This is a genomic window from Fulvimarina pelagi HTCC2506, assembly GCF_000153705.1.
Classification (GTDB): Bacteria; Pseudomonadota; Alphaproteobacteria; order Rhizobiales; family Rhizobiaceae; genus Fulvimarina; species Fulvimarina pelagi.
Genome location: NZ_DS022272.1, coordinates 886669 through 904636, shown reverse-complemented (window position 1 = coordinate 904636; position 17968 = coordinate 886669). Strand labels below are relative to the sequence as shown.

Sequence of the window (17968 nt, the reverse complement as noted above, 5' to 3'; positions counted from 1 at the left end):
AGCCTATTGGAGATAGCCGGACGGATCGATTGGCGCGGAGTCCTTGCGGACCTCGAAGTGAAGCTGCGGCACGGTGGCGTCACCGCTCATGCCCGAACTCGCGATCTGCTGCCCGCGCTTGACCGTGTCCCCACGCTTCACATTCAGCGAGTCGGCATTGCCGTAGACCGTGACAAGCCCGTCATCGTGCTTGACGAGAACGGTGTTGCCGAACTCTTTAAGACCGTCGCCGGCGTAGATGACGACGCCGTTCTCGGCGGCCTTGACCGGCGTTCCACGTGGGACCGAAATGTTGAGCCCGTCATTGCGCTTGGATCCAACCTTCTCACCGAAGCGCTGCATGACGCGGCCCTGCACCGGCCAGCGATAGCGACCAATTCCGCTCGACTCGGGCGCGGCCTCCTCGCTCGCTGCCGCTTGATCGGCGACCGAAGAAGTCGGCTGTGCCGTCGCAATACGGCTTTGCTCGGGGGCTTCCGCGGGCTGCGCAGCTTCCTGCCTGGGCGCCTCCGGCGCGGAAGTCGCTTGTGGCGTGGACTGGTTCTCCGCTGGCTTCTCGTAAGGCTTCGGCGCGGCCTGGACAGCCGCGACCTGGGCAGGCTGATTGGCAACACTCGGGCGCACAGTGGGCACCACGAGACGCTGGCCGATCCGCACCGTGTCCCCTGTGATGTTATTGGCGCTGCGAATAGCTTCAGCAGAAATGCCCGAGCGCCGCGCGATGGCGGAGAGCGTATCGCCGCTTTGGACTGTCACCGTCTGACCTGCCCCACCGGACACATTTGAATTTGCGGTCGCCGGGCGCGGACTCGGGCTGCCGATACGCTGAGCCTGCTCGTTGAGGGTTGTCGGCGGAGCTCCTCGCGTTGCACCAATACCAGTCTGCGATTGAGTGGCGGCCATCTGCGTGTTCGCCGAGCTTGTGCTTGAAGACGAAGCTCCGCTCTGGTCGAAGGGGTAGCCCGACTGCGGCGGAGGCGGCATTTGGCCCCGCTGAACACCATCGGCAGCATACTGTTGTTGGGTCGGCATCCGCTGTGAAGCGCCGCTAAAACCTCCGCTCCCGGCTGTTGACGCGGCCTGATCCGGCGAGATCGAGCCTGTCATGGTATTGTCTACGTTCTGATAATATCCTCCCGCCTGATTGGCCGCCATCTGGGTGTTGGCATTCTGCGGAACGGCGCCGGTGTAGAAGCCGTCGTCCAAGCGAACGGCGTCCGCAGAACACCCTGCGCTGTAAGCCGTTGCGAGGAGGAGCGCGATCGTCAGCGCGCGGCGGGAATGGGGTGTGACGGATACTCGGTAACGCATCGCTGTCCCTTAAACGACAGAAGATTTGTCACCATTAGAACGCGTTAATCTTACTTTGCTGTTAAGGCCGTGCTGCAATTAAAGGACTTTGGCAACATTCGATCCAATCGGCTGATAGTGAACCGTCGAGAGGTCCTCCCGCTCGAAACGTGAGCCCACCTTCTTGAGCCGAACGAGGGTTTGCGCGTCGCCACCCGCACCGATGGCGCAGATCAAGCAGGACTGCTGATTCATCTGATCGAGAAAAATGCGCGGGGCTGATGGATATGCCGAATGGACGATGATCCGGTCATAGGGAGCGCCCTCGCCATAACCTTCCAATCCATCAGCGTGGACCAGCGTGATATTGGTGATTTTGCATCGCTGAAGCGCCGCCTCCGCGCCTGCTACGAGACGTCTGAACCTTTCGAGCGAGGTGACGTGGAGAGCCAGTTTGGCAATAAGCGCAGTGACGAAGCCGCTGCCGGTGCCGATCTCCAGGACACGATGCTCCGGCGAAAGATCCAGTGCGTCGACCAGCCGAATCGCGGTTGCAGCATCCGGCATCGTTTCCCCGCAATTGATGGGAACGGGGCCCGGCGCATAGGGCCGAGCACCGGAGACAGGAAGAAAGGCCTCGCGCGATATTTCAGCGGCAGCTGTCAGCACCGCCTGCGTGATCGTCGGATTGCTGGCCGCCAAGTCGGCAAGAAATTGTTCTCGGCCTCCAGCTTCCGCACTCATCGTCCGAAATGATCTCCGAGGCGATCAAGCATGTGATCGGCGGTCAAATCGAGATGCAACGGCGTCACGGAAATGAAGCCATCCCTTAGCGCGCCGAGATCGGAATGCTCTACGTCCGGTCCGGTCTGTCGACCGAACTTGAGCCAGAAGTACGGATAGCCGCGGCCGTCTTGTCGCTCTTCGATGCCGAGTGCGTATTCCAGCTTTCCCTGACGCGTCACACGAACCCCTTCGACCGCCTCCGGCTCGCGCACGGGGAAATTGACGTTGAAGAGATGCCCGCCCGGCAGATCGCAGGTCATCAGCTTGCTGATGACCTCGGGTCCGTGCCGCTCGGCCGTCGCCCACGGCTCGGTCATACGTTTTTTACGGTCGAAGGCTTGGCTGAGCGCGATGGAGCGCACGCCCAACATCGCGCCTTCCATGGCCCCTGCAACAGTACCGGAATAGGTGACATCGTCTGCGACGTTCTGGCCGACGTTGATGCCGGACAGAACGATATCGGGAGGCGTATCCATCAATCTGCGCGTCGCCATGATAACGCAATCCGTCGGGGTGCCAGTCAAGGCGAAGCGCTTCTCACCAAGCTTTCTCAGGCGAAGCGGGTGAGACAGGGTCAGCGAGTGCGCGAGACCGCTCTGATCGGTTTCCGGTGCTACCGTCCAGACATCCTCCGATATTGCGGCCGCAATCCGCTCCAGCGCTGCAAGTCCGTCCGAGTTGATGCCGTCGTCGTTGGTGATGAGAATACGGGTCAAGCCGATCCCCCGATCCGTTCGACGCCGCCAATGTATGGCTTCAGGACATCTGGCACGAGGATGGAGCCATCTTCCTGCTGATAATTCTCCATGACGGCGATCAACGCGCGACCCACCGCAACGCCGGATCCGTTCAGTGTATGGACGAAGCGCTGCTGTTTCTCGCCCTCCGCCTTGTAACGCGCATTCATGCGCCGAGCCTGGAAATCGCCACAGACCGAGCAAGAGGAGATTTCGCGGTAAGTATCCTGTCCGGGCAGCCAGACCTCGATGTCATACGTCTTGCGCGCGGCAAAGCCCATATCGCCGGTGCAAAGCGTGACGACCCGATATGGCAGGCCGAGGCGCTTCAGCACCTCTTCGGCGCAGGCCGTCATGCGTTCCAGTTCGGCGAGCGAACTCTGCTCGTCGGTGATTGAGACGAGTTCCACTTTATTGAACTGGTGCTGGCGCAACATGCCGCGGGTGTCGCGCCCCGCCGAACCTGCTTCGGAGCGAAAGCACGGCGTTAGCGCAGTCATTCGGCGCGGCAACGCTTCGGCGCTGAGCGTCTCCTCGCGCACGAGATTCGTGAGCGGAACCTCGGCCGTCGGGATCAGCCAGAACTGCTCCTCGGTCGGCGCATCTTCAAAGGCGTTCGCCACAAGCTCGCGGACTTCTATCTCGCCGGACTTCAGGCGTTCGATATCCTCGGGTCGCGTGTATTGCGCAAGCACGTCATCGGTCTGCTGGGCGCGGCCGGTCATGGATGCACCGATGAAAAGGTCCTCGCCGAATTTCGGCAGTTGCGAGGTGCCGTACATGGCGTCGTTGCGCACGAGAACCGGCGGCTGCACCTCCTCATATCCGTGTTCGCCGGTGTGAAGGTCCAGCATGAACTGCCCAAGCGCCCGTTCGAGCCGCGCGAGTTCGCCACGCAGCACATTGAAACGCGAGCCGGAGATTTTACCCGCAAGCTCGAAATCCATGAGACCAAGCGCCTCGCCGAGCTCGTAATGCTCCTTTGGCTTGAACGCGAAGGATGGCTTCTCGCCCACCTTTCGGAGCTCAGCATTATCGCCCTCGTCCGCCCCGACAGGCACATCCTCAAGCGGCACGTTTGGTAGACGCGAGAGACCGTCGCGCAGAGCAGCATCGATCCGACGTTCCTCGGCTTCGCCGGCCTGCAGCTGGCTTTTGATCTTAGCAACCTCGCCGATCAGCTCTTCAGCCTTGGCGTCATCGCCAGATCCCTTGGCCTTGCCGATAGCCTTCGAGGCTTCGTTGCGGCGGGCCTGCAAATCCTGGAGAATCTTGAGATGGTCACGGCGCTTCTCGTCGAGCTTTATCAGATCGATTGCGGCCGGGCCGGCTCCGCGCGCCTTGAGCGCCTCATCCAACTTGTTGGGATTATCGCGTATCCATCTGATATCGATCATATTCTCTCGTTCCGCTCGATCGCTGACGAGGACCGATCGCTCAAGACAAACTGCTCTTCATTTTTCATATTCAGGCGCAGAGAAAGGAAGTGTCTAGGCTCCGGCCTCGCCGATTTCCCGTGCCCGCTTCCTCTCGATGTATCGCGCCGCGAGAATGGAAAACTCGTAGAGAAGGATCGTCGGCACGGCAAGACCGATCTGGGACAACGGATCGGGCGGCGTGATCACCGCCGCGACGATGAAAGCGATGACGATCGCGTATTTGCGCTTGCCTGCAAGGCCTTCCGCCGTGGTCATTCCGGCTCGCACCAAAAGCGTCGCGACGACCGGTAGTTGGAAGACCAGCCCGAACGCAAAGATCAGCGTCATGATTAGAGAAAGGTATTCCGAAACGCTCGGCAGAAGCTCGATGATCGCCTGACCATCTCCGCCCGTCTGCTGCATGGAGAGGAAGAACCACATCACCATGGGCGTGAAGAAGAAGTAGACGAGCGAGGCGCCGATGAGAAAGAGAACCGGCGTCGCGACGAGAAAAGGAAGAAAGGCCCCACGTTCGTTCTTGTAGAGACCGGGTGCGACGAATTTGTAGATCTGTGCCGCAATCAGCGGGAAGGCGAGGAAGAAGCCTCCGAAGGCCGCAATCTTTACCTGGGTGAAAAAGAACTCCTGCGGTGCGGTATAGATGAAACGTGCCTGCTCGGTCGGAATGCCCGACCAATCGAACGCCGTCTGGTACGGGACAACCAGGAGATTGAATAGCTCTTTGGCAAAAAAGAAGCAGAGGATGAACGCGAGAAAGAAGCCGATGATCGAGCGCATCAGCCGCTGCCGCAGTTCTATCAGATGGTCGATGAGAGGTGCGGAGGAGGCCTCGATATCGTCGTCGCGAGCGCTCACGATGTCCGCTCCATCGAATTGCCTTCGGTCGAATCTTTGCTTTCAGCAACCGCTCCCGAAGGCTGTTTGCTTTCAGCCGATTCGCCCTTTGCCGGCGAGGTCGCCGCGCTCTTCGCCGGGGAATCTGCGTTCGGCTTGCGGTCGGCGGTCTCGACATGATCGTCCGCCATCTTGGTTGCCGATTTAACGGACGAGCGGATATCGTCGCCGATCTCCTTCATCGGCTTCATCGCGTCGCGCACATGCTTGCGCGGGTTGAGGCCGCGCACGTCGTCGACGGTTTTCTTGACCTCGTCGAGTTCGGCTTCCTTAAGGGCTTCGTCGAACTGCTTGCGGAAGTCGCCGGCCATGGAGCGCATCTGCTTCATGGCGCGGCCGAAGGTGCGCAACATGCCCGGCAGATCCTTGGGACCGACGACGACGATCAGAACGACCGCCACGACCATCATCTCGGTCCAGCCGATATCGGGAAACATGCTCAGTCCTCGACGCGGCCGGAGCGGCGGAAGGCTCCCGCCGCCTTACGCGTCCTCAAAACGGAATGGATCAGACGGTCGTCTTGTCGGTCTTCGTCTCGCGCTGGACAGTCTGACCCGAATGATCATCGAGTCCGCGACGCTCCTGAGCCTGCGTAGACTCCTCGTCGTCCTTCATGCCCTTCTTAAAGCTTTTGATTCCCTTTGCGACATCGCCCATCAGCTCGGGGATTTTGCCGCGCCCGAAGAGCAGAAGCACGACCGCAAGAACGATCAGCCAGTGCCAGATGCTGAAGCTACCCATGGAAACTCTCCGTACCCCCGAGCGACTTCGCCCGGCTACCTAAACCTTGCTAGACTTAACTAACGATCGCTGACGTCTTTTTCAAACACGAACACGTCCCGCGCGTCGACCGAAACGACGACATCTCGACCGCTTTCGGAGACGATCCCCGCCCGCATGCGGGACCGCAGCGGTTCGTCGATGCCTTCGACAGCGACAGTGAACAAATCGACCCCACCGAGGAAGCGCCGGGAAACGATCCGCCCGCAGACGCCAGAATTGCTCTCCCCGAGCCGCAGTCCATTGAGACGGAGGGCGACCGTCAACTTGGTCCCGTCAGTTCGATCGGTGTGCGCCACCGGACCAAGTCCCGTCACGACACGCCCTCCAAGGGCCTCGGCTTCAAGTACATTGAGCTCCGAGAAGAAGCCTGCCGCGAAGAGATCTGCGGGGCGACGATAGATTTCCGCACCCGACCCCGTCTGGACGAGCTTGCCATCACGAAGGAGCGCAATCTTGTCGCCCATCCGCATTGCCTCCTCAGCGTCGTGCGTGACGACGATTGCGGTCGCATGCGTTTCACGGAGAATCTGCAGCGTGTCGGTGCGGATGACGTCCTTCAACCGGCTGTCGAGGCCGGAGAAGGGTTCGTCCATCAGGAGGACCGAAGGGCGTGGAGCAAGGGCGCGAGCCAAAGCTACCCGCTGCTGCTCACCGCCTGAGAGCATATGGGGATACTGATCTGCCCGGTGCGCAAGACCGACCCGCTCGAGCGCCGACCCTGCCGCGCGCTTCGCGGCGGTCGAAGACAGTCCCGAAAGGCCGAAAGCGACATTCTTCAGGAGCGTCATGTGGGGGAAGAGCGCGTAATCTTGGAACATCAGACCCACGCCGCGACGCTCGGGCGGCACGAACTGATCCGGTCCAGCCATTTCACGTCCGTTCACCAGAAGCCGGCCCTCGCTCTGGCGTTCGATACCTGCGGCGATCCGAAGAAGCGTCGTCTTGCCCGACCCCGAAGGACCGAGCAGGCAGAGGATCTTTCCAGCTTCCGCCAACAGATCGATGCCGCCCAGTACCTCTTTCGAGCCAAGTCGATGTCGGATGGCCTCGAAGGTAAGGTTGGCTGCAAAGCTGACGCCAGCGCTGGTACGTACCGAAGGCGAGAGCGGCGCTGCTGTCTTGGTGCGAGAAAGCAAGATTTCGGCACGTCCCGAATCGACTAAGGGCCCGGCGGTCCCGCCGAGCTCCACCCAATGCCTTGTTCGGTAATGATTCCTCGACGCTTGCGCAAGCGGTCTTGGCGTCGCGTGCGCCGAGGAGATTAAACGAGAACGGAAAGTAGTCGGTCGTATTCCTCGCCCATGGCGTCCAACTGTTCGCTATCCGCAGGCTGCGTCAGATAGCTCTCCGCGTGGATGGCGCGGCGGCGGGATTCGCCATCCAATACCGGAACGCCGCGAACCAGCGGTCGCATCTCCTGCATGTCGCCGTTGCAGTGGAGAACGATGTCGCAACCGGCGCTGATCGAAGCGCGCGCTCTCTCGTCGTAAGGACCCTTCAGCGCCTTCATTGAGATATCGTCTGTCATCAAGAGGCCCTCGAAGCCGATCTCGCCGCGAATAACGTCTTCGATGATCACCGGGGATAGCGTCGCGGGGCGCTGCGAATCGATATCGCTGAAGAGAATGTGTGCGCTCATGGCACACGGCATGTCCGACAGCTCGGCGAAGGGCAGAAAATCGCGCGCTGCCAACTCGTAGTGCTTCGCGTCTACAATCGGCAGTTCCTTGTGAGAATCGGCCCTGCCCCGGCCGTGGCCCGGCATGTGCTTCAGAACCGGCAACACACCGCCAGCCATGCACCCTTCAGCCATCGCCCGCCCGAGAACGGCGACCTCATGCGGATCATTGCTCAAAGCACGGTCGCCGATGATGTCGTGGGCACCTTCCACCGGAACATCTATGCAAGGCACGCAGTCGGCGTTGATTCCATAGCGCATGAGATCAGCGGCCAGCAGTCGGCCATGTAGGTAGGCAAGCCGCCGACCCGATTCGCCATCCTCACGGTAGAGATCGCCAATTACGCGTGGCGCCGGTCGGTTGGGCGCAAGAGGCGGCATCAGGCGACGGATCCGGCCGCCTTCCTGATCGATGAAAATCGGCGTTGTCTCACGCCCGCCGAGCTCCTTGAGCATTTCGACGAGTTCCGTCAGTTGTGAGGGACCGTCGATGTTGCGCGCGAACAGAATGAAGCCCCAAGGCCGTTCGCCTGCGAAGAACTGGCGTTCCTCGCGACTCGGTTCGAGGCCGAGCGGCGCGGCGATCCAGGATTTTGCGTCGCTCATGGATAAGTCCATACTCGTGTCGCCGCGCGATCCGGGCGAATCATCGAACGTCTTCTTAGAACCTGAAGCTAGCTTGTGGCCGACGAAGCCAAGCCCGCCGACGCCCGTTGCGATCAGCGCGCTACGTAGCAGCTTCCGCCGGCTGATTTCATCTGTTCGCACAGGTTGATCGCTTCCTGCCTGGACGACGCGGCGAGACGGACACGGTGATAGGTTCCCTTGCCGGGTATTTCGGCCGCCTGAATCATCACCTTGCGATCCGAGACGATGCTCGAATATTTCGAAGCAACGGTTTGAGCGGAAGCCTGGGCCGCTTCGGCATTCGGCTGTGACGACATCTGTACATACCAGATATCCGGTCCCGGCGCTGACGCACTCGAAGAAGCGGAATCGCTCTCGCCGGTCGCTGCATTCGTATCAACCGCCGGTGCTGAGGGCGGTACAACTGGCTCGAGCGAAGCGACACGGCGTTCGGGCGCCTTCGGCTTCATGGAAGGAACAGGCACATCCGGTGCCGGTTCACCAACGATCTCCGAGTTCCCGGTCATGACCATTTCATCACTGGAGTTTGTGGCCGAAGCATTGGCCATTGCCTCAATCGCCGCGAGGTCGGCCGAACCGGCAAGCGTCGCCTGCTCGGCAGAGGCGGGCGTTGCGATCCCGCCAATCGTTTGCCGACCTTCAAGCGGGCGCGCGGCAGCGTCGATAAGAGCGCTTCTCGGTTCGAGCGACTCCGTCTCCTTGTTCGCGACAATCGTTCCGTCCGGCAGGACTGTCACCGTCTTGACACGGCGCGGCTGAAGGGTCGGCTCGGCAGATGCCGGCTTTGAATCGCTCATCGCGATGGCAAACGCGGACGACTGCACACCGGGCAGATTCTCATAGCTCTCCGGCGCTTTCTGCGACAGATCGATCGGCTTCTCCGATGCCGAAATCAGCGCTTCCTGCTGCGTCTTGCCGTCGGCGTCGGCGTTCGCGACCTTTTCGTAGGTGGCCCGATTCTGATTCGCGACCTGCTTGCCGCCGGGATCGGGCGGAGCGATCTTCACCGGTTCCGCGTCCGCCTTGACGATCAGCGGTTCGGCTGCGCCGTCCTCGTCGCCCGACCCGCCGAACACGAGCATGCCAGCGCCACCGAGCATCGCAAGGCCGACGATGCCGGCCGCCAGCTTTTGAAAGGGCAAGCTGCGGAAGGAGCGAACCGGAGATGCTGCAACGCGGGACCCGGAGGGCGCGCTTTCGGAAAAAGTCGACAGGATGCGGGGAAGAGGCTCCCGCTCGATGTCGTCGGAGTCGGCAGCAGATTCCGAAGCGGAATCGCTCGCCTCAGGCGCCGGCGTGTCTTCAATCGCTTGAGAAGGGGCCTTATCGAGATTGAGCGTCGCTATTTCACTGGCAAGCAGAGAGTCGAAGTCGTCGAAAACACTCTCGACCTTCTCCTCTTCTGCTCTGCGTTCGGGCGCGAATGCTTCTGTCTTGCGAACCTTACCGGCCAGCGGATCAGCCGGCGCGGAAAGCCCCTCTAGGGCCATCGCGAATTCGACGTCGAAACCGTCATCGCCTTTTCCAGCGGTATCGCTTTTGTCGACTGCGAGCGGCTCGAGCACCGGATCAGATACTGTGACGGGGCTAGTGGTTTCCGTTTTCGCGATCGCACCGCTCTTATGCTGACCGAAGATCGCTGCGCCAAAGTGCGGGCGGGCCCGAGGTTTGGCGGGTTCGACCGGTTCAGCCGGAGCTTCGACTACGTCGGCCGAACCATTAGCGCCAATATCTTTGGCGAAGTCTGCAAGTTCGACGTCGAGTTCACTTGCGATCGCACTGTCGAGACCGAAATGGTCGACTACCAAATTCGCCGCTTGCTGGGCCGCCGCTTCTGCGACTGACGAATCCTTCGTAGATGAAAAATCATCGAAGCTCGGCTTCAACTCGAATGCCATATCGGCCGAAGCGGGAAATACTGCCGTCTCTTTTGCTGCCGCGGCTTCAATCGGAGAAGCAACGTCATTGGCGACGGAAGGCTCCTCCTCTTCTAGATCAATGTCCGCATCGCTCGCATCCAACACGTCGACGGTCTCGCCGATCCGCAGATCCTCGCTCGGCGCATCGCTTTCAGTTGCGATGCCCTCTAGGGGCGCGTTCTCGGCGAAGGCTTCGAACTCTGGATCGGGTTCGGAGGCAGGTGCAAGGCGCTCGGCAACGGTATTGACTTTGGCCGCCGGTCTCGAGATCGGCTCACCCCATGGTGCTTCGATTAGTTTGGCGAGTTCGGCGAAAGGATCGTCCTGGTCGGCACCCGCAAATTCGGATGGTCCCGGTCCGGTGCCCGATCTATCGTCCATCAATCATCCCCATACATCCCCGGCACGCCCCTCAACGTGCATTTTGAGAGGGCTAGAAGACGAAATTGGCCAAAGCGTGATGGACTATCGCATTTCCTCAGGGGCTTGGGCGCCAATGATATCGAGACCCGATCGCACGACAGTCGCAACGGCGTCGACCAATGCCAGCCGGGCGAGACTGGATTCTGGCGCGCTAGGATTAACAAAGCGTAACTGCGGCAGGTCTTTGCCCCGATTGTATTGAGCATGGAAGGCCGAAGCGAGATCATATAGATAGAAGGCCAGACGGTGTGGCTCGCGGGCGTTCGCTGCGGATTGAACGACCCGCGGGAACTCGGCAAGCTTGGCGATCAGCCCGGTTTCGCCCTCATCCCGCAAAAGGTTGAGGTCAGCTTCGATCGGCGCGCCGATCGAAACGTCGAAACCCGTTTCCCGTGCTTGGCGGAAGATCGAGTGAGCCCTGGCATGGGCGTACTGGACATAGAAAACCGGATTATCTTTCGATTGCTCGGTTACCTTCTGAAAGTCGAAGTCGAGCGGGGCATCGCTTTTGCGATAGAGCATCATGAAGCGGACCGGATCGCGGCCCACCTCTTCGACGACCTCAGCGAGTGTAACGAAATCACCGGAACGCTTCGACATCTTCACCGGCGCGCCGTCCCGGTATAGTTTCACGAGCTGGCAGAGGATCGCCGTCGCCTTCGCCGTCCCACCGGAGATCGCCTTGGCAACCGCTTCGAGCCGCTTCACGTAGCCCGAATGGTCCGCCCCAAGGACGAAGATCATCTCTGAGAAGCCGCGCTCATACTTGTCGCGGAAATACGCGACGTCGGCAGCGAAATAAGTGTAGAGTCCGTTCGACTTGACAAGCGGCCGGTCCTGATCGTCGCCCACGGCTGTAGAGCGCAGCAGAGTCTGCTCCCGATCCTCCCAGTCCTCCTGCGGCTTGCCCTTGGGCGGCGGCAGCGCGCCGCGATAGACATAGCCTTTTTCCTCAAGATTGGCGATTGCGTTCGCGATCTTGCCGCCGTCGGCATCGTGCAGGGTGCGCTCGGAGAAGAAGACCTCGTGCTCTATGCCGAGGGTCTTCAGGTCTTCACGGATCATATCCATCATGGCTTCGATCGCTCGATCCCGAACGATCGGCTCCCATTCGGCCTGAGGCTTGTCCCGAAGACTGTCGCCGAATTCATCCGCCAGCGAGCGACCGAGCGGCTTCAGATAGTCGCCAGGATAGAGACCCTCGGGGATCATGCCGATCTTCTCGCCGAGCGCCTCGCGGTAGCGCAGGAACGCCGACCGGGCGAGAACCCCGATCTGCTCTCCGGCATCGTTGACGTAGTATTCCTTCGTCACCTCCTCGCCGGAAAAGGCGAGAAGCCGCGCGAGGGCATCGCCGACGACTGCGCCCCGGCAATGGCCCACATGCATGGGGCCGGTTGGATTGGCCGAGACATATTCGACATTGATCTTCCGGCCGGTCGGCGCACCGCGGCCGTAATCGAGCCGAGCGTTCAGCATTTCTCTCAGATGGCGCGGCCAAAAGGCCGGCGCGAGCCGCATATTGATGAAGCCGGGGCCGGCGATCTCGACCGATGCGATATCTTCATCCGCCCCCAGCTTTTCCGCGATCTTCTCGGCGAGATCGCGCGGCTTCAGCCCCATTGGCTTTGCCAGCACCATGGCAGCATTGCTCGCAAGATCGCCATGGGCCGGATCGCGCGGCGGCTCGACCGTTACGCGTTCCAGATCGGGCACCGCATGGCCGATATCGGTAAGGACGGTCGAAACGGCGGCCCTGACCCGCATTTCGAAATCGGCGAACATGTTCATCATAAGCTCAAGCGCAAAAGAGAAACGGCCGGGTTGTTCGGCTGCCTCTGGTTCAAGTCAATGCGGATATGGGCGGCGGCTAGCCCAAACGCGGGGTTCGGTCAAACAGGCGGCGATGCTCGCCGAGAGCATAGGTGTCCGTCATGCCGGAGAGATAGTCCGCGATCCGGCGGGCACGCTTGCCGATGTCCATTCGCTGGAAGGCCTCGGACCATTCCGCCGGCAGCCGATCCGGCTCAGCCATGAACCGCGCAAAGAGATCTTCGACGACATTCTCGGCATTTCTCATGACTGCCATGACGCTCTCGGCCCGATAGACGTGCTGGAAGAGAAACCGTCGCGTTTCGTCGACCGCCTCGCGCATCGCCGGCGAGAACTTGACGATCGTTTGCCCTGCTCTCCGCACCGCATCTGGACTGTCCGGATCGAGGTGCTCGAGTTCGGCGAACGAGGTTTCGATCACGTCCTCCACCATACGCGTGATGTGCCGGCGCATGATCTCGTTGGCGAGCCGACTCTTGGAAAGGGTCGGATAGCGGCTCTCGATCTCCGACAGGATGGAGCCTGCGAGCTTCAGGTCCCGCAGGTCGTCGAGTTCGATCAACCCCGCCCGCAAGCCATCGTCGAGATCATGGGTGTTGTAGGCGATGTCGTCGGCGATCGCCGCACATTGCGCCTCGAGACTGGCATGGCATTCGAGATGCAGAGGGAAAAGTGCGTCGAAGGCATCAATTGGTTGGGGTAGCGCCTCGCGCGCGAGCGGGCCGCGCAACGGGCCGTTATGCTTTACGAGCCCTTCTAGCGTTTCCCAGGAGAGGTTGAGCCCGTCGAACTCGGCATAACGCTGCTCCAGCACCGTCACGATTCGCAGCGCCTGCGCATTGTGGTCAAAGCCGCCATAGGGCGCCATCGCCCTGTGCAGCGCCCGCTCCCCAGCGTGACCGAAGGGAGGATGGCCGAAATCATGAACGAGCGCCACCGCCTCCGTCAGATCCTCATCGAGCCGCAGGGCACGTGCAAATGCGCGGGCGATCTGGCTGACCTCGATCGTATGGGTAAGGCGCGTGCGGTAGTGATCGGCTTCGGTCGCGACGAAGACCTGCGTCTTGTGCTTGAGGCGGCGGAAGGCGGTGGAGTGGACGATCCTGTCCCGGTCGCGCTGATAGGGGGTGCGGGTCGCGCTCTCAGGCTCCGTGTAGAGCCGACCGCGGCTCTGCCGATAGTCGACAGCATAGGGGCAGAGAGGCTCGCGGCCCATGCCGATCGTTATCACGGGCCGCCTCTTCCGGATGCCGTCATCGTTTCGCACCGTCGATTGACCAAGGCTCGCCGCGTTATTACCTTTCGCACAACACTTGAACAAGGAGCGCGGCGGGCTTTCAACCCGACCTCGATCGACACCGATGAGCGAGACAGTCGACCAACCTGTCACCCTATCCGACAACGCCGCGAAAAGAATCGCGAACATCCTGGCGAAGTCGCCGGGGTCCAATTCGCTGCGCGTCTCGGTGGAAGGGGGCGGCTGTTCCGGTTTCTCATACAAATACGATCTGACGAGCGAAACCGAAGCCGACGATCTCGTGCTTGAGCGGGACGGAGCGCGCGTCGTGATCGACCAGATTTCGGTCGTCTATCTCGACGGCTCGGTGATCGACTTCGTCGACGACCTGATGGGCCAGAGCTTTCAGATTCGGAACCCGAATGCCGTCGCGAGTTGCGGTTGCGGCACCAGCTTCTCGATCTGATGGAAAGTGCCTTGCGTCCGTGCTGATTGCATCCTGGAACATAAACGGTATCAAAGCGCGTATCGACGGGCTTACGGCATGGTTGCAAGAGCGCAATCCGGACATCGCCTGTTTGCAGGAGATCAAGAGCCAGGATGAAACCTTCCCGAAAAAGGTGATCGAAGACCTAGGCTATCATGTCGAGACCCACGGCCAGAAAGGCTTCAACGGAGTAGCACTGCTTTCAAAGGAAAAGCCGGAAAGCGTGAGGCGCGGCCTTCCCGGCGACGAGAGCGATGAACAGGCCCGCTACATCGAAGGGCTCTGGCAAACTGACTCCGGGCCCCTGCGCGTCGCCTCGATCTATCTGCCGAACGGAAATCCCCTTGGTACAGCCAAATTCGAATACAAGCTTGCCTGGATGGATCGGTTAGAGCGTCATGCAGAAGCCCTCCTCGCGCACGAGGAGCGACTGATTCTGGCTGGCGATTACAACGTCATTCCGCAGCCCAAAGACGTGCATGATCCTGCCGCTTGGCTGAACGATGCGCTCTTCCAGCCCGAATCACGTGGCAATCTTCGGCGCCTTGTTCATCTCGGATTCGCCGACGCCCTACGCATGACGGACGATCGCGCCGAACTCTATACGTTCTGGGACTACCAGGCCGGCGCCTGGCAGAAAAATAACGGCATTCGCATCGACCACCTGCTGCTATCACCCGAAGCCCAGATCGTGCTGCGATCCGTTGGCATCGACAAGCAGGTGCGTAGTTGGGAGAAGCCTTCCGATCACGTACCAATCTTGGCAGAGTTGGGCGGGTGACACGCTCCGAAGTGACGGGGCAACCCTTTTTCGAGTCGGTTCCGAAGTGCGCTGAGTTTCTTCCCGCCCTCGACGAAGCTATTGGGGTTCATCGCACTTGCGGCCCCTTTGAAGCCACGAGGCTCTTCCCCCGATGGGCAGGAAGGGGCACACGGAAAGCAGTGGCTGAGATATCAGCTAGCTATCGCTTCCCGATGGTGTTCGTTGGCTGCAAAAACCCTACGGTTTATCGGCGGGGAACGCTCCGCGCTTGCGGAGCGCACTTGCGATCAATTCCTCATCAACGGTCCGCTTGCCGCAGCCATCTGCTGTTCGGCGTAGGCTTGCGCCGTACGGCGGGTCGCTTCGCTTGCGATGCCGAAAGCCCGTTCTTGTAGGCCCTTGATCCATGCCTGGTCCTCGGGCCTCGCTCGTTTCAGTGCCATGGTCAGCATGGCGAGACCGCGGACCGGTTCCGGCTCCAACGAGATCGCTTCTCCATCGAACAACAGATAGCCGAGCAGGGCCTGCGCGCCGATATGGCCCTTGGAGGCAGCCAGCTTCAACCAGCGCGCCGCCTGCTTCGGGTTGGTCCGCCCGCCCTCGCCTTCCAGCATCATCCGGCCGAGTTCGAACTGCGCCTTCGGGCTACCGAAATAGCTCGCGGCATGAAAGTAGAACTGGCGCGCCCGCTGCAGATCGACGTCGACATGCCCGGGAATGCCCCTGCGCATGTAGTCGCCAAGCGCGACGACGGCGCTTGCGACATAGGCGGCGTTGGCGCTATTTGCGCTGCTGTCTTCCGGCTCGCGTACGATGCTTTCGAAGATTTTGTACGCCTCGTAGTCGTCTTCCGGGACGCCGTCGCCATCGGCATACATCCGAGCGAGTTTCCATAGCGCCCCCCGGTGACCCTTGTCGGCGGCGTATTTGAGGCTCTGAAAAGCCAGTTGCTTTTCGCCGCGCTTGTAGGCCTGGAACCCTTTGGAAAAGTGCTCGATCGGGTTGGCGTTTGGATCGACTAGCGCCTCTGGATCAAGCGCTAGAGCCTTCGCCGACGGCACCGCCGCGACGAGCATTCCGGCGACACAGGCGGTAAGGAAGCTCTTAGATGTCCGCATAGCACTGCCTCTCGGCTGCACCGCCGGGATGGGTGACGGCACCGAGACGGGCCGTGCCAACCACCTGGGCATACTTCCAGAGCGCGCCCGACTGATAGTCGGTTTCGCGCGGCTCCCAAGCCTTGCGGCGCTCGGCGAGTTCATCTTCGCTCAATGCAACGTCCAGCGTTCCCTCGACTGCGTCGATCGTAATCACGTCGCCGTCTTTCAAAAGGCCGATCGGTCCGCCGACCGCCGCTTCCGGGCCAACATGGCCGATGCAGAAGCCGCGGGTGGCGCCGGAAAAGCGGCCATCAGTGATGAGGGCGACCTTGTCGCCCATTCCCTGGCCGTAGATCGCAGCGGTCGTCTGAAGCATCTCGCGCATGCCGGGGCCACCTTTCGGACCCTCGTAGCGAATGACGAGAACCTCGCCCTCCTTATAGTCGCGAGCCGAAACCGCTTTGAAACAATCCTCCTCCGAATCGAAACAGCGCGCTGGCCCTGAGAATTTCAGGTTCTTCATGCCCGCGACCTTCACGATCGCACCGTCGGAAGCGAGATTGCCCTTCAGGCCGACAACACCGCCGGTCTTCGTGATCGGATTGTTGGCTGGGCGAACCACATCCTGATCCGCGTTCCAGGCGACCTTCTCCATGTTCTCGGCCATCGTGCGTCCGGTGACCGTCATGCAGTCGCCGTGGAGATAGCCGTGCTCCAGCATGGTCTTCATCAGGAGCGGAATGCCGCCGGCCTCGAACATGTCCTTGGCGACGTATTTGCCACCCGGTTTGAGGTCCGCGACGTAGGGCGTCTTGCGGAAGATCTCGGCGACGTCGAAGAGATCGAACTCGATGCCACACTCATGGGCGATCGCCGGCAGATGCAGCGCGCCATTGGTCGAGCCGCCCGTGGCCGCGACGACGGCCGCCGCATTCTCCAGCGACTTGCGGGTGACGATGTCGCGCGGACGGATGTTACGGCGCAGAAGATCCATCACGATCTCGCCCGAGGCGTAGCAGAAGCGGTCGCGGATTTCGTAAGGCGCCGGCGCACCGCAGGAGTATGGCAGCGCAAGGCCGATCGCCTCTGCGACCGTCGCCATGGTGTTCGCTGTGAACTGGGCGCCGCAGGAACCGGCGGAGGGGCAGGCAACCTGTTCGATCAGGTCGAGATCCTCGTCCGACATCTCGCCGACGGAATGCTGGCCAACCGCCTCGAAAATATCCTGCACGGTCACCTGCCGGCCCTTGAAGGTGCCGGGCAGAATCGAGCCACCGTAGATGAAGACCGAGGGAACGTTGAGGCGTACCATCGACATCATCATGCCTGGCAGCGACTTGTCGCAGCCGGCAAGACCGACAAGCGCGTCGTAGGAGTGGCCTCGCATGGTGAGTTCGACCGAGTCGGCGATGAGATCGCGCGAGACCAGCGACGACTTCATGCCCTGATGGCCCATGGCAATACCGTCGGTGACGGTAATCGTGCAGAATTCGCGCGGCGTTCCGTGTGCGGCAGCAACGCCCTTTTTTACGACCTGCGCCTGACGCATCAGCGAGATATTGCAGGGTGCGGCCTCGTTCCAGCAGGAGGCAACACCGACCAGTGGCTGATGGATCTCTTCCTTGGAGAGACCCATCGCATAGAGATACGAGCGGTGCGGCGCGCGGGTCGGTCCTTCCGTCACATGACGGCTCGGAAGTTTCGTCTTGTCGATCACGCGTGCGTCCATCTCATCCCCGCTTGAATGGCCTGTCGTTTCGTCTCGACTCCCCCGCCGGACGAGACGGTTCAGGAGTGTCGGGGTTTTGTGGCGGCAACGGGGCACATTCCAACACTGGTCAGACGCTTCGATGTAACGGCGCAATAGTGTTGCGAAAGAGCATCTTGCCTGTCGGCCGAACGAGAAACGCCGCAGCGAGATCGTTCCCCGCCGCGGCGTCATCCGACAAAA

General features: G+C 61.1%; 15 protein-coding genes and 2 pseudogenes. 2 read left to right on the top strand and 15 right to left on the bottom strand.

The annotated features are described in order from the left end of the window. Positions 1 to 3: 3 nt before the first annotated feature. From FP2506_RS04140 to FP2506_RS04085, 13 genes and pseudogenes are all read right to left on the bottom strand, one after another. Entirely contained in the window at positions 4 to 1311 is a 1308-nt protein-coding gene (locus FP2506_RS04140) for a M23 family metallopeptidase (RefSeq protein WP_007066140.1), read from the bottom strand. Positions 1312 to 1389: 78 nt separating this feature from the next. Further along, entirely contained in the window at positions 1390 to 2034 is a 645-nt protein-coding gene (locus FP2506_RS04135) for an rRNA adenine N-6-methyltransferase family protein (RefSeq protein ID WP_007066139.1), read from the bottom strand. Then, positions 2031 to 2792, bottom strand: a complete 762-nt coding sequence (surE, locus tag FP2506_RS04130) for a 5'/3'-nucleotidase SurE (protein WP_007066138.1) — start codon at positions 2790 to 2792, stop codon at positions 2031 to 2033. The genes FP2506_RS04135 and surE overlap by 4 nt, the downstream gene beginning before the upstream one ends. Beyond that, positions 2789 to 3400, bottom strand: a pseudogene (serS, locus tag FP2506_RS19430) (serine--tRNA ligase); the annotation flags it as partial. The pseudogene serS and the gene surE, both read right to left, overlap by 4 nt. Positions 3401 to 3550: 150 nt before the next feature. Next, positions 3551 to 4210: pseudogene (locus FP2506_RS19425) on the bottom strand (serine--tRNA ligase); the annotation flags it as partial. Positions 4211 to 4303: 93 nt separating this feature from the next. After that, entirely contained in the window at positions 4304 to 5107 is an 804-nt protein-coding gene (gene tatC, locus FP2506_RS04120) for a twin-arginine translocase subunit TatC (protein WP_007066136.1), read from the bottom strand. Continuing rightward, positions 5104 to 5583 carry a Sec-independent protein translocase protein TatB gene (gene tatB, locus FP2506_RS04115; protein WP_007066135.1) on the bottom strand — a complete coding sequence of 160 codons (480 nt, stop codon included), beginning with the start codon at positions 5581 to 5583 and terminating at the stop codon, positions 5104 to 5106. Before tatB ends, tatC begins: the two co-directional genes overlap by 4 nt. Positions 5584 to 5653: 70 nt before the next feature. After that, positions 5654 to 5887, bottom strand: coding sequence for a twin-arginine translocase TatA/TatE family subunit (locus FP2506_RS04110; protein ID WP_007066134.1), 234 nt, complete (start codon positions 5885 to 5887; stop codon positions 5654 to 5656). A 59-nt stretch (positions 5888 to 5946) separates the two neighbouring features. Further along, positions 5947 to 7065 carry an ABC transporter ATP-binding protein gene (locus tag FP2506_RS04105; protein WP_040489390.1) on the bottom strand — a complete coding sequence of 373 codons (1119 nt, stop codon included), beginning with the start codon at positions 7063 to 7065 and terminating at the stop codon, positions 5947 to 5949. A gap of 125 nt (positions 7066 to 7190) precedes the next feature. Next, complete coding sequence (gene nagZ, locus FP2506_RS04100; protein WP_007066132.1) at positions 7191 to 8213, bottom strand: beta-N-acetylhexosaminidase; 1023 nt, start codon at positions 8211 to 8213, stop codon at positions 7191 to 7193. A gap of 113 nt (positions 8214 to 8326) precedes the next feature. Beyond that, the gene (locus FP2506_RS04095) at positions 8327 to 10555 is read right to left on the bottom strand and encodes an SPOR domain-containing protein (RefSeq protein WP_007066131.1); all 2229 of its coding nucleotides are present in this window, start codon (positions 10553 to 10555) and stop codon (positions 8327 to 8329) included. An 84-nt stretch (positions 10556 to 10639) separates the two neighbouring features. Beyond that, positions 10640 to 12388 (bottom strand): arginine--tRNA ligase, encoded by a 1749-nt coding sequence (gene argS / locus FP2506_RS04090; RefSeq protein WP_007066130.1) that lies wholly within the window; start codon positions 12386 to 12388, stop codon positions 10640 to 10642. Positions 12389 to 12467: 79 nt separating this feature from the next. After that, on the bottom strand, positions 12468 to 13646 hold the full coding sequence (locus FP2506_RS04085; protein WP_040489389.1) for a deoxyguanosinetriphosphate triphosphohydrolase: 1179 nt from the start codon (positions 13644 to 13646) through the stop codon (positions 12468 to 12470). A gap of 145 nt (positions 13647 to 13791) precedes the next feature. Here FP2506_RS04085 and erpA point away from each other — a divergent pair, with 145 nt between their 5' ends. Beyond that, positions 13792 to 14133, top strand: a complete 342-nt coding sequence (erpA, locus tag FP2506_RS04080; protein ID WP_007066128.1) for an iron-sulfur cluster insertion protein ErpA — start codon at positions 13792 to 13794, stop codon at positions 14131 to 14133. A 19-nt stretch (positions 14134 to 14152) separates the two neighbouring features. Then, positions 14153 to 14935 carry an exodeoxyribonuclease III gene (gene xth / locus FP2506_RS04075; protein WP_007066127.1) on the top strand — a complete coding sequence of 261 codons (783 nt, stop codon included), beginning with the start codon at positions 14153 to 14155 and terminating at the stop codon, positions 14933 to 14935. Between the two features lie 269 nt (positions 14936 to 15204). Here the strand turns inward: xth and FP2506_RS04070 are convergent, their stop codons facing one another. Together FP2506_RS04070 and ilvD are read right to left on the bottom strand one after the other, a co-directional pair. Then, positions 15205 to 16035: a tetratricopeptide repeat protein gene (locus tag FP2506_RS04070; RefSeq protein WP_040488898.1), complete on the bottom strand. Its 831-nt coding sequence runs from the start codon at positions 16033 to 16035 to the stop codon at positions 15205 to 15207. Then, a complete protein-coding gene (gene ilvD / locus FP2506_RS04065; RefSeq protein WP_007066125.1) occupies positions 16022 to 17746 on the bottom strand; it encodes a dihydroxy-acid dehydratase in 1725 nt (574 codons plus the stop codon). Before ilvD ends, FP2506_RS04070 begins: the two co-directional genes overlap by 14 nt. Positions 17747 to 17968: the final 222 nt, after the last annotated feature.